At 37.9% G+C, this 12,314-nt stretch carries 11 protein-coding genes; 4 read left to right on the top strand and 7 right to left on the bottom strand.

Features of this window, described 5'->3' with window-relative positions; genetic code table 11:
- The first annotated feature begins 8 nt into the window (after positions 1-8).
- Positions 9-3,602 carry an AAA family ATPase gene (locus BLS38_RS06260; protein ID WP_092747776.1) on the top strand — a complete coding sequence of 1,198 codons (3,594 nt, stop codon included), beginning with the start codon at positions 9-11 and terminating at the stop codon, positions 3,600-3,602.
- On the opposite strand, the gene BLS38_RS06255 is transcribed toward BLS38_RS06260, so the two are convergent.
- Positions 3,599-5,005 carry an MFS transporter gene (locus BLS38_RS06255; protein ID WP_244518206.1) on the bottom strand — a complete coding sequence of 469 codons (1,407 nt, stop codon included), beginning with the start codon at positions 5,003-5,005 and terminating at the stop codon, positions 3,599-3,601. The genes BLS38_RS06260 and BLS38_RS06255 overlap by 4 nt on opposite strands.
- A gap of 6 nt (positions 5,006-5,011) precedes the next feature.
- Positions 5,012-5,701 carry a YggS family pyridoxal phosphate-dependent enzyme gene (locus BLS38_RS06250; protein ID WP_092747774.1) on the bottom strand — a complete coding sequence of 230 codons (690 nt, stop codon included), beginning with the start codon at positions 5,699-5,701 and terminating at the stop codon, positions 5,012-5,014.
- Positions 5,702-5,815: 114 nt separating this feature from the next.
- Here BLS38_RS06250 and BLS38_RS06245 point away from each other — a divergent pair, with 114 nt between their 5' ends.
- Both BLS38_RS06245 and BLS38_RS06240 read left to right on the top strand, forming a co-directional pair.
- Positions 5,816-6,853, top strand: coding sequence for a type IV pilus twitching motility protein PilT (locus BLS38_RS06245; RefSeq protein ID WP_092747772.1), 1,038 nt, complete (start codon positions 5,816-5,818; stop codon positions 6,851-6,853).
- Between the two features lie 17 nt (positions 6,854-6,870).
- Positions 6,871-7,983 carry a PilT/PilU family type 4a pilus ATPase gene (locus BLS38_RS06240; protein WP_092747770.1) on the top strand — a complete coding sequence of 371 codons (1,113 nt, stop codon included), beginning with the start codon at positions 6,871-6,873 and terminating at the stop codon, positions 7,981-7,983.
- 64 nt (positions 7,984-8,047) lie between these two features.
- On the opposite strand, the gene fur is transcribed toward BLS38_RS06240, so the two are convergent.
- The gene (gene fur, locus BLS38_RS06235; protein WP_092747768.1) at positions 8,048-8,485 is read right to left on the bottom strand and encodes a ferric iron uptake transcriptional regulator; all 438 of its coding nucleotides are present in this window, start codon (positions 8,483-8,485) and stop codon (positions 8,048-8,050) included.
- A 108-nt stretch (positions 8,486-8,593) separates the two neighbouring features.
- Here fur and BLS38_RS06230 point away from each other — a divergent pair, with 108 nt between their 5' ends.
- Entirely contained in the window at positions 8,594-8,965 is a 372-nt protein-coding gene (locus BLS38_RS06230; RefSeq protein WP_092747766.1) for an outer membrane protein assembly factor BamE, read from the top strand.
- Positions 8,966-9,045: 80 nt separating this feature from the next.
- Here BLS38_RS06230 and BLS38_RS06225 read toward each other — a convergent pair whose 3' ends face one another.
- The 4 genes from BLS38_RS06225 to BLS38_RS06210 form a co-directional block, all read right to left on the bottom strand.
- Complete coding sequence (locus tag BLS38_RS06225; RefSeq protein ID WP_092747764.1) at positions 9,046-9,360, bottom strand: RnfH family protein; 315 nt, start codon at positions 9,358-9,360, stop codon at positions 9,046-9,048.
- Complete coding sequence (locus BLS38_RS06220) at positions 9,361-10,428, bottom strand: hypothetical protein (RefSeq protein ID WP_092747762.1); 1,068 nt, start codon at positions 10,426-10,428, stop codon at positions 9,361-9,363.
- 115 nt (positions 10,429-10,543) lie between these two features.
- The gene (locus BLS38_RS06215) at positions 10,544-10,993 is read right to left on the bottom strand and encodes a bacteriohemerythrin (protein WP_092747760.1); all 450 of its coding nucleotides are present in this window, start codon (positions 10,991-10,993) and stop codon (positions 10,544-10,546) included.
- A 427-nt stretch (positions 10,994-11,420) separates the two neighbouring features.
- Complete coding sequence (locus tag BLS38_RS06210; protein WP_092748024.1) at positions 11,421-12,266, bottom strand: class II glutamine amidotransferase; 846 nt, start codon at positions 12,264-12,266, stop codon at positions 11,421-11,423.
- Positions 12,267-12,314: the final 48 nt, after the last annotated feature.

Below are 12,314 nucleotides of genomic sequence, written 5' to 3'. Positions count from 1 at the left end.
GTCATGTTATGAAAATTTTATCACTACGTTTAAGTAATCTTGCATCAATTTCAGGTGAGCAATATATTGATTTTGAGTCAGAACCCCTTGCCAATGCGGGCTTAATTGCCATTACAGGCAAAACAGGTGCAGGAAAATCAACGCTGCTCGATGCGATGTGTTTGGCATTATTTGACCAAATTCCACGTTTACAAGGTGCAACAGGCCAACTGACCGATGCCAATGGGCAAAATATTTCGCTTAAAGATGCAAAACACATTTTACGCCGTGGTTGTGTGATGGGATTTGCGGAAGTCGAATTTTTAGCATTAGATCAAAAACGCTATAAAGCACGTTGGGAACTCAGTCGAGCACGTAAAAAAGTAGATGGTAAATTTAAGCTAGATCGTTCAGTGATCTGTCTTGAAGATGGTCGAGCCATGACTCAAAAACTGTCTGATTGTACCCCTTGCGTACAGCAACTCATTGGGCTGAGTTTTGAGCAATTTACTCGTGCTATTTTATTGGCACAATCTGAAGTGGGTGCATTCTTAAAGGCCAAAGACCAAGATCGTGCAGACTTGCTAGAGTATCTCACCAACTCGAGTATTTTTAGCCTCGTCAGCCAATGTGCTTTTGAAAAAACTAAAGTTTTTAAGCAAGAATTAGAGAAATTTCAAGACTATATCGGTCATATTGAACTCCTTAGCCCTGAAGAAAGCAGTCATTTAAAAAACAAACAAGCCGAGCTAGAACACCGCATAAAAGAGCAACAACAACACATAAAACAGCTTGATCATGCCACACAATGGTATGCATATCACAATCAACTCAATACTCAAAAAAACATCTATATACAAGAGCAAGCAACGCTTGAATTACAACAAATATCCATTAACAATAAAAAGCAGTACTTACTCGATCTAGAGCAATTTGCAAGTGTAAGACACCATATTGAAGGCATTCAAACGGCTCAAGAGAAGCAAAAACAATTACAACAGCAGTTAAAACAGCAATCTGAAACATTTCAACAGGCTGAACATCACTTTCAACAACAACAGCAACATTATGCAGCAATTGAAAAAAAGTACATCCAGCAAGAGCAAATGCTTACTCAGCTCCAACCCGTGTTAGAACAAGGCTTTGTACTTGATGCCACCCGTGAACAACTTCTTAATCACTACCAAAATAAATATATCGAGCAACAGCAACTAGAACAACAAAAACAACGGGAACAACAACAACTCATCCAACAACAGCAAAAAATGAGTGAACTTACACAACAGTTTGATATAATTCAGCATGCACAGCAACACCTGAAAGACTTTATCTTACTTGCTGAAGAACCACGTGCCAATCTAGAAAAAATTAAACAACTCCAACATTTATGGCAAATATTAGAAGATGCCAACTGTACTGATTTCACAACTTTTGAACAGCAAACACAAACGTTGGTACAACAAGTTGAACAACTAACCAGTCAATACGGCTCACTTGATGCACTTACACAAAAAAATCAATCACAACAGCAAGCGCAATACCAGACTCAAAAGAATTTACAACAGCTTGAATACACTCTAAAAAACCTCGATACGAAAATACAGCTTGAGGAAAAACAACAAGAAACAATCACCACATTACAGCAACACCAACATCAGCTTAAACAACAAGAGCAAGCGATACAGCAACATGAAATAGACTTTAAACATGCCGAACAAGCACTTTTAAAGACGCAACACCTGTTGGCTGAGCAACAACTATTACATGCAGACCACATTCAACAGCTCAGATCGCAACTTAAACCCGATCAAGCGTGCATGGTATGTGGCAGTATACAGCATCCTTTTATTACGCATGCACAGTTGCTCGAAGATGCACTTTCAGTCTTACATACACAACAAGAACAACCTTATATCGCAGCTAAAGAAAAGGCTTTTCAACAATGGCAACATAGCCAAATACAGCATGCAAAAACGCACAGTGAAATAACGCATTTAGCTGCACAAAATACACAATTGCAAAGCAGCATTGAAACGCTAAAGCAAGACATACAACAGGACTTAATTAAGTTAAACCTTACTCATCTCACACTAACTACAGCACAACTTAAACAAAAGTGCCAACAACACTACGATGAGCTTGCCTTAGAACAAAAAAACCTTGAGCAAAGTCAGGCGCATTTACAACAACAACAGGAGTTATTCAAAACACGGCAACAGCAATTGGTACAGCAACAACACCTTGCTGTCACCATGAGTCAATTTAAACAATTACAAGCAGATCTATTTAAGCTACTTGAAATATCCCAACAACATGTTTGGTTAGAAAAACCACATCAAGCCATGCAACAGGCTTGTCACGCCATTGAATCACTCAGTCAATCTAAACAACAGCTACAACAACTTAAAGCGCAGATTGAACAACAGCAACAACAAGTGCAACTAAAACAGCAACAGTACCAGTCATTACAACAACAACTCACGTATGTAAGTCATGACACCGAACAAATCAAAAATCAGGGACTAGAAATAGCAGAAAAACTTAAACAACTGATTGGCCAACATAGTGATGAAACATTTAAAACCACAGCACAATGGCATCAATACCTACAAAATCAACTAAAACAATCTAAACAGCAACTCAAAGATGAACAGCAACAACTCGTTGAATCTCAAAAAAACTATCAGGAACAAAAAAATGCCGTAGACAGCACGCATCAACATATAAAAATGTGGCAAGAGCAAGAAAAAAACCACCTTGATGCTCTAGCCATATGGCAACAGCAACACCCTCACTTTCATGCAGAACATATCAAAAGATGCCTTGCTCATAGCATAGAAGACACCCCAAAATTACGCCAAGACATTCAACAGTTCGAACAGCAACAGATCACATTAAATACACATATTAAACAGATAAGTGTACAAATACAGCAACATCTCAAAGAACAGCCTGAGTACTTAGAAGCAAACATCAGCGTACAGACAAAGCAACACCTCAGTACGCTGGCCTCGCTACAAGAACACAATAACAGCATTCGCTCGCGCCTCATTGCCAACACGCAAGCACAAGAACAACAACAGCAATATTTGACACAGATAAACGACCTACAACAACAAGTGAATCGTTGGGGTAAAATCTCCGAACTCATTGGTAGCAAAGAAGGTACAAAATTTCAGCGAATCGCTCAAGAACATCATTTAGACATTTTAGTCGAATATGCCAACCAACAACTCGCACCGTTGTCTCAACGCTATGAATTAAAACGTATTGATCATAGCTTAGGATTAGCCATTATTGACCATGATATGAACAGTGAAGTCCGCCCTGTATTATCATTATCTGGGGGTGAAACCTTTTTAGTTTCCTTGGCTCTTGCCCTTGCAATTGCCAATATGGCTTCTGGTGCAATGAAGTTAGAATCTTTATTTATTGATGAAGGCTTCGGTACTTTAGACCCAACGTCATTACATATTGTCATGGATGCCCTTGACCGCTTACAAAGCCAAGGGCGTAAAGTCATTTTAATTTCACATGTACAAGAAATGCATGAAAGAATTCCTGTACAAATTCAAGTCAGAGCCATTGGCTCAGGTGCAAGCCAAATACATATTGTCGGTTAGTTTTTGGCTGATTGAGCACCATAACCACTCACCTCATCACCTGCGTCTGGGCTTAAACGCCACGTATCAATTAAAGACAGCAATGAAAAGAGTGCAATGGCAATAAATGTCCAGTGAAAATCAGAAAGTGTTGGAGTTTGATGTTCAAAAACAAACATAAAACCACGTAAAATTAAGGCAGCAAAGGCAATACCCATGGCTAAACTAATCTGAAAAAACAAACTAAACTGTGTTGTAGCATGGCGCTTATCTTGTGGTAAAACATCTGCAAAACTGAGCGAGTTATAACACGTAAATTGTAAAGAGCGACTTAAACCACTCAAGAACATACATACCATCATAAACCAATGTGGCGTATCTAGCGTAAACCATGCGCATGCTGCAATACTACACGCACCAATAATCGCATTAACCCATAAAATTTTACGAAACCCAAACCTCTGCATCAGCGTGGTGGTAAAGGGTTTCATGAGTAAATTACCTAAAAAAATGGCCAAGATAAGTAAGCCTGCTTGTAAAGCAGATAGACCAAAGGCCTCTTGAAACATTAAAGGTAATAAAAATGGTAATGCACTCATGGCAATTCGTGCTACTGAACCACCAAAAATACTAGCAGAAAAAGTTTTTTGTTTAAATGCATCAAATTTCAATAGCGGGGCATCTGAACGGCGCATATATAACACCGCTATTGTAAATAACATAATGCCAAAAATGACTAAACCTAAGTAACTGACTGCATTGCCAATCTCTTGCCCAATACGCTCCATACCATAGACAACACTGGCACAGGCAAAGGCCAACAAAGTAAACCCAATCCAGTCAAATGGTGCTAAATCTTCTGTTTTTTCATTATCTAACAGCTTTAAACTGGCCCAAATTGCAAACAATCCCAGAGGCACATTAATATAAAAAATCCACTGCCAAGACAACTGAGTCACAATCAAACCACCTAAAGCGGGTGCAATTACAGGAGCAATTAGCCCTGGCCAAGTAATATAAGCAATTACTTTGACTAAGTGTTCTTTAGGTGCTAAACGCATTGCCACTAAACGCCCAACAGGCACCATCATGGCACCACCAATGCCTTGTAATGCTCGAGCAAAAGTGAACACCGTTTTAGTTTGGCTTAGTGCACACAAAATAGATGCTAAAACAAATAAAATAATTGCTGTTACAAAAATACGCCGTGCACCATGACGCTCTGCAAGCCAACCACTCACAGGAATAAACACAGCAACAGCCACCAAATATACCGTTAAGCCTATATTTAGATTAATTGGGTCAACACGAAATGTATCTGCCATTGCAGGCAATGCAGTCACAATAATTGTGGCATCCAAATTTTCCATAAAAAAAGTGAGTGCCACAAGCAGTGCTGTATATTTTATTTTTTGTTCTTGCACAAAAAATCACCTATTTTGACTATAATCACGACCACCAAATAAAGCTGTGCCTACACGCACTAGCGTTGAGCCTGCTTCTACCGCAGGCTGTAAATCACCAGACATCCCCATACTTAAAGTATCCCATGAAGTCAGTGTAGGATACGCCTCTGCCACATCACGAAATAACTTTTGTGTATCGAAAAAAGCCTGTGTATTGTTTGGTGCAGGGATGACCATTAAACCTCTTAAAGCAATGTGTGGTAAATCTTGTATTTTTTCAACCATCGCAATGACATCTTCGGGGTCACACCCATCTTTACTGTCCTGCCCATCAATATTGACTTGTATACATATATTTAAAGGAGCCATTCCCTCAGGGCGTTGGTCAGAGAGTCTTTGCGCAATAATTAAACGATCTATACCATGTACCCAAGAAAAGTGCGTAGCAATTTGTTTCGTTTTATTACGCTGTACATGACCAATAAAGTGCCAATCTATATCTAAACCTTGTAAAGTATCTATTTTGGCACAGGCTTCTTGTAAATAGTTTTCACCAAATGCACGCTGACCCAAATCATACATCGCTTGTATTGCTTGACTACTATGGGTTTTTGATACTGCAAGCAGTTTCACCTGATCTGTCCGATGTGCGATGTCACAGGCCTGTTGAATCTGCTCTAAGACGTGGTTTCTGGCTTGAGAAAAATCTTGCATGATAAAAACTCTGAGTATTTTTAAGCTTTTTTAATAAAGCATTGGTCTGTGGTCAATAAAGTGGTTATTATTCTATAAAAATTATGTTCCAAAAGACATGGCCTTGGGGGAAATATGGACATTACTGAGCTACTCGCTTTTTCAGTAAAAAACAAAGCATCTGATTTACACTTATCATCTGGCCTACCACCCATGATTCGAGTCGATGGTGATGTAAGACGCATTAATCTACCTGCCTTAAGTCATAAAGAAGTCTACCAATTGGTGTATGACATTATGACAGATAAACAACGCCAAGACTTTGAAGAAAATCTAGAAACAGATTTTTCTTTTGAGATTCCTAACTTAGCACGTTTTCGTGTCAATGCCTTTAATCAAAACCGCGGTGCAGGTGCTGTATTCCGAACCATTCCATCCAAAATTTTGTCATTAGACGATCTTGGCCTAGGTGCAATTTTCCAAAAAATTTGTGACTTTCCCCGTGGTCTAGTCTTGGTTACAGGGCCAACAGGCTCAGGGAAATCAACCACCTTAGCCGCAATGCTTGATTATATTAATCAAACCAGATATGACCACATTTTAACAGTGGAAGACCCTATTGAGTTTGTACATCAATCACAAAAATGTTTGATTAATCAACGTGAAGTGCATAGAGACACCTTTAGCTTTAGTAATGCACTCCGTTCAGCATTACGTGAAGATCCAGATATTATTTTGGTCGGTGAAATGCGTGACTTAGAAACCATTCGTTTAGCTTTAAGTGCTGCTGAAACAGGTCATTTAGTTTTTGGTACGCTACACACGACCTCTGCAGCTAAAACCGTTGACCGTATTGTTGATGTATTTCCTGCTGAAGAAAAAGATATGGTTCGTTCTATGCTTTCAGAATCTTTACAGGCTGTCATTTCTCAAGCACTCCTCAAAAAAAATGGCGGTGGCCGTGTTGCTGCACATGAAATTATGTTAGGTATTCCATCTATTCGAAACTTAATTCGTGAAAACAAAGTCGCCCAAATGTACTCTGCAATTCAAACCAATGCAGGGCTTGGTATGACCACGTTAGACCAAAGCTTAAAAGGTTTGGTACAAAAAAATGTTATCAGTAAAGAAGCTGCACGCAGTGCTGCCAAAACTCCCGACTCATTTGTTTAAAGGTAGATGATCATTTTATGAATTTTAATGATTTGCTCCAAGTCATGAGTGATAAAAAAGGCTCAGACCTCTTTATTACTGCCGACCTTGAACCACTCATGAAAGTAAATGGGCAACTGACGCCACTTGCTCGAACTAAAATGAGTGCTGACCTGATTCGCCAGCTCATTCATTCAATCATGAATGAACAGCAAAGAACTGAGTTTAAAAATACCAAAGAATGTAATTTTGCCATTACCAGTGGAGCAGATGGTCGCAGGTTTCGTGTAAGTGCATTTTATCAACGTGATATGCCTGGTATGGTCATCCGCCGTATTGAAAACGTGATTCCATTAACAGACGAACTCAAACTGCCTCCAGTACTCAAAAAACTGATTATGGAAAAACGAGGCATTATTTTATTTGTCGGTGGTACAGGTACAGGGAAATCAACCTCGTTAGCCTCATTAATTGGTCATCGCAATCGCACGAGTCATGGTCACATTATTACTATTGAAGACCCTGTCGAATTTATTCACCAACATGCAGGTTGTATTATTACACAACGTGAAGTCGGGATAGATACACAGTCTTTTGAAGTCGCACTTAAAAATACGTTAAGACAAGCACCCGATGTCATTCTGATTGGTGAAATTCGTACCACAGAGGTGATGAATTATGCATTAAATTTTGCCGAAACAGGTCACTTGGTTTTAGCAACAATGCATGCAAACAATGCTAACCAAGCGATTGATCGTATTGTTAACTTCTTTGACAGCGAGCGCCATCATCAAATTCAAATGGACTTGTCTTTAAATTTAAAAGCCATTGTTGCACAACAACTCATTCAGACGATCGATAAGAAATCTCGCCGTGCAGCGATTGAAATTTTGATTAATAGCCCACTGATTTCAGAATATATTCGTAAGGGACAAATTAATCAAATTAAAGAAATTATGACAAAGTCTAAGGAACTTGGCATGCAAACATTTGATATGTCTTTGCTTGATTTATATCAAGAGGGCGTTATTTCTTATGAAGATGCACTTAAACATGCAGATGCACCAAATGATTTAAGACTTAAAATTAAACTGTCAACTGACGACGAACCGTCAGAAAAGGTGACACGTCATTTGTCTTTAGACGATTAAAATTGAATTTAGATGAAAGAGGCTATGCTCTCTTTCATTTAAATTTGTTGCTTTTATGTATAAATTACTTCTTACGTGAAGCATCTTGACACTCTTGGTCACTACAAAAGCCATATAAATTTAAAGAATGGCCTGTTAGTGTGAAACCAAATTTTTTCGCCACTTCATGTTGCTCGTTTTCAATTAAGTCATTACTAAACTCGAGCACTTTATTACAGTTTTGGCAAACTAAATGGTCATGATGACTGTCTTGCATAATTTCAAAAACAGAGTGATTGTTTTCAAAATTAAGACGTTGCACAATACCAACTGCTTCAAATTGAGTAAGTACACGGTATACAGTAGCAAGGCCCACATCTTCGCCTTGATCTAATAACGTTTTATAAATATCTTCAGCACTTAAATGATGTGGCTTAGATGTCTCAAGTAATTCCAAGATTTTAATTCTAGGCAAAGTGACTTTTAGTCCTGCTTTACGTAGATCTTGATTTGAAATGGCCATACAGAGTCTCTCAACTATTTTGAAGTAGTAATATGCAATAGGGTTTAGATGCAGTATGATCTATGATTGAATGAAATGCATCAAAATTGATTTGGATAGTGTAGCAAAATGCAAAAAATTATTTTGACGACTTTACTCGTCAGTTCAATGCTCGGTGGTTGTGTTTATAAAATAGATATTCCTCAAGGAACTCCTTTGATTAAAACACAGGCATCTCAAGTGCAACCTGGTATGACCTACCAACAGGTACGTTTTTTACTGGGTAGCCCTACAATTGCCGATCCACTTAACCCGCTACGTTGGGATTATATTTACAATTATATTCCTGGCACATATGCGAAAAAGGCAAAAATTGCTGAAGCAAAAGGCCAACACCTTAAAATTTACTTCGACAACTCAGGTGTTGTTAGCCGTATAGAAGGATTAGATACTATTCCTAATACGCAGCCCGGACTTCCTGCTGCAAAAGAAACATTGTAAACATATTTTTATTTTAATAACTTTCAGCCGAATTAGTCAAAGGAAACCCCCAAATATGGGGGTTTTTCTTTCTGTTAAAACTATCGTTTTAAACGATTGCTTTGTTTTTGTGCATTGGTTTTAAGTAGGTTTTGTATTGCACGATTTCGGCGAATATCTTTGGGATTAATGATCAGTGGTCGATAAATTTCAACTCGATCACCCACATTTAATAGATCCGTTAAATCTGATACTTTTTCGCCAAAAACCCCTACACTCAGCGGTGGCTTAATGTCTGCATCTACTAAAATATGACTGGCATCAATCGCATCTTGAATACTCATTCCCTGCTGAAAATTCACTTTCACATAGTACTGCTGCGACTGGCTTGCGTAAGCCACCCAAACAAAACTCATTTAAAAACGTCCTAACAATAAGGAAAATATAGCCACAATAATACTTACAGGAGCAACAATGCGTACAGCAATGCGCCAAGCGTTGTAATATATTTCATTACTAAAGTTAAGTACTTTACGCAAATGGCTAATTTTCATCATCCAACCTGCAAACAAGCTATACAGTAAGCAACTCACAAGCCCCCACAGCATCAGTACGAGGTTAAACACACCATGCACATGCGGTATAACCCAAACCAACAAAGGGCCTAACAACATCATATACACAGCAATCAGATGAAGTTTTCGCTCAATCAGCTGTTGTTTCGCAAGTTGTAAAAGCCATGCTGCTGCAAAGACGACTGCAACTAACAATGTCAGCGCAGGTATTTGAGCACGTATCGTGAAAAACCCAAACACTACCACGGCAAGTACTTGTGCTAACCATACAGGAATAACCAACTGACTTGAACGCTCAGTCGTAATCACTTGCTGTATACTGGTTTGTGCATAAATTCCCAAACCTAAACCACTGGCGACCAAAGCCAGTACGGTTGCACTACCCCACTCGGAAAATACAATCGGAGTATTATGCCAAGCCAACGGCTCATGCCCAAACATATAACTGCTGACCAGTGAGATCAGCACAGCCACCATACTGATGCCAGCAAGCCATACTCTAGGCACAAATGAAAGTACGACAGCAACAATCGCTAATACTAAAAATACGAACTCTGTACGTATGGACAAAGGTACAAATTGACTGACTAAACTATAGCTATTGCTTAGCATTGCACCTGCAAGACATGGAATAAATAGTACGGATAACCAACCAATAATTCGCCATTGTAACGATGCATCAGCCTCTCTAGTTAAAGCCATGAGCGCATTTAATATGCTCGTTTTAGCACGTTTAACTAAAGCATACTCTAAGTAAGTTAGCGGTAATGAAACCACTACCACAACCAACAACCACAACAACCAAAAATCAAACTGGCGATCTATTTGAAACCCGAACACTGGTGCTAAGCTGGTAATAAGCATCAATGACATACAAAATGCAAGTAACGGCGACAACCATCGAGACATGAGTCTGTCCTGTATCTAAATGATATAAAAATGATACGCTATTTTGCCTTTCTCATCGTAGAAAATCAAAAGTTGTTGGTGAGTCATAACAGTATTACGACTATTTAGGACATGATTATGCAAAAAAGCGAGCCAGCCAACCTTTCTTTTTTTGTTTTTCTTGAATAAGTTGATTCATATTGTCTTTGACAGCCCCGACGTAGTCTGCATCATCGTGTTTAATGTGGTTAATTAACCATTTAGTTAATACTTGATATAAATCTTCTTCAATGGTTTCACCTTTTAAAAAACGTAACCGATAATCCTCAATTTTTTTAATAAATAAATCATGTACTTTCTTATGAGGCACACTAAATTGATAACCCGCTTCTTGTTGTAGGCTCTCCTCAAAAGTAAAATGTGACTGAGTATAATCAATAATATTATCTAAAATATCTTTTATTTTTTCACGGTCATGTGTAAAACAAACTTCATCAATATCATTAATATAATACAAAATTCTTTTATGTTGCTCATCAATAACATCTATACCCGTTTCAAAATTTGAACTCCAAGAAATTTTCATGATCCCCTCTATTTTTAAAATATATAATTATGAACGATGTATCATATAGAATTATAGAGCATTGAAAAATAACAAAAAAATCCGACCGTTTTAGGTGGTTTAATAAATGATTGAATTTGCTATTATTACTTAAAAAAGTAGAGTAAAAGAATCAAGTATTATTTAACCAAGGTTTCATATGTTTTACATAAAAATGATGCTAAGTTTCCTTTAAATCTAATCTTTTTATCTCAAAATCGTATTAAAAAATCCACCTACTGTTAATTTCTTAAACAGAACAATCATCATCATTTTAAATTACAATGATACGAAGATAAGAAGAGATCTTTATCGTTCAAAATAAAATTAAAAATACATCATCATTTTAAAATACAAAAAAGGGGCTTTTAAAAGCCCCTTTTTATTTCAACATACCATGACTAATCATCTAATAAATATCGGCTTGAGTAATACGGCGTAAAGATGGATCTTTTGCTTCTCTAACCAATCGATCAATATAGGTTTGTGCAGTTTTCACTAAATAACCATTTTGAAACAAAATAAGCTCACCAGGTTTAAATGCTGTCCATACTTCATCTGTTAAAGGCTCTGTTGTAACAACCGCCACTCTGTCTTCAGGGGTAGTCACTGTACTAAAGTCAATTTCTACATCTAAGTCGACCAATCTAGCCAAACCAAATGGATAACCACGTACAGTCCAGCTCAGTTTAGTCACAGCATAAGCAAATAAAGCTTCGCCATTTGACAAGCAAAAATTAAATGTACCAAACTCAGAAATTTCTGGTGCAATTTCTTCAAGCACTGCAAATACTTCTTCTACCTTAGGCTCTTTATAACCAAAGTGTTCCACCAAACGGTCAAGCAAATAACAAAATGCATGCTCGCTGTCTGTATTACCAATTGGGGTAAAACGACCGCTGAGTTCAGGCTCAAATTCATGTAAATCGCCATTATGCGCAAACAACCAATGTCTACCCCATAATTCACGTACAAATGGGTGTGAATTTTGAAAAGTCACTTGGCCTTGAGTCGCTTTACGAATATGCGCAATCACATTTTTTGACTTAATCGGATAGTTACGAATCAAGTCACCAATTGGCGATTGCATTGCAGATTTATTATCTACAAACAAACGACATGCTCGGTCTTCAAAAAAACCGATTCCAAAACCATCACAGTGATCTGAAGTGATCCCTGCACGCTGTGAAAAGCCTTTAAACGAAAAGGTCACATCTGTGGGTTCAGCACAATTAATTCCGAGGAGTTGGCACATGGCGTTTACTGACATCGTTTATTTATTAACACTGTTATAATTTATCGC

The organism is Acinetobacter boissieri (assembly GCF_900096955.1).
GTDB classification, from domain to species: domain Bacteria; phylum Pseudomonadota; class Gammaproteobacteria; order Pseudomonadales; family Moraxellaceae; genus Acinetobacter; species Acinetobacter boissieri.
The sequence above is the reverse complement of the archived record's forward strand: the minus strand, read 5'-3'. Positions and strand labels throughout refer to the sequence as shown.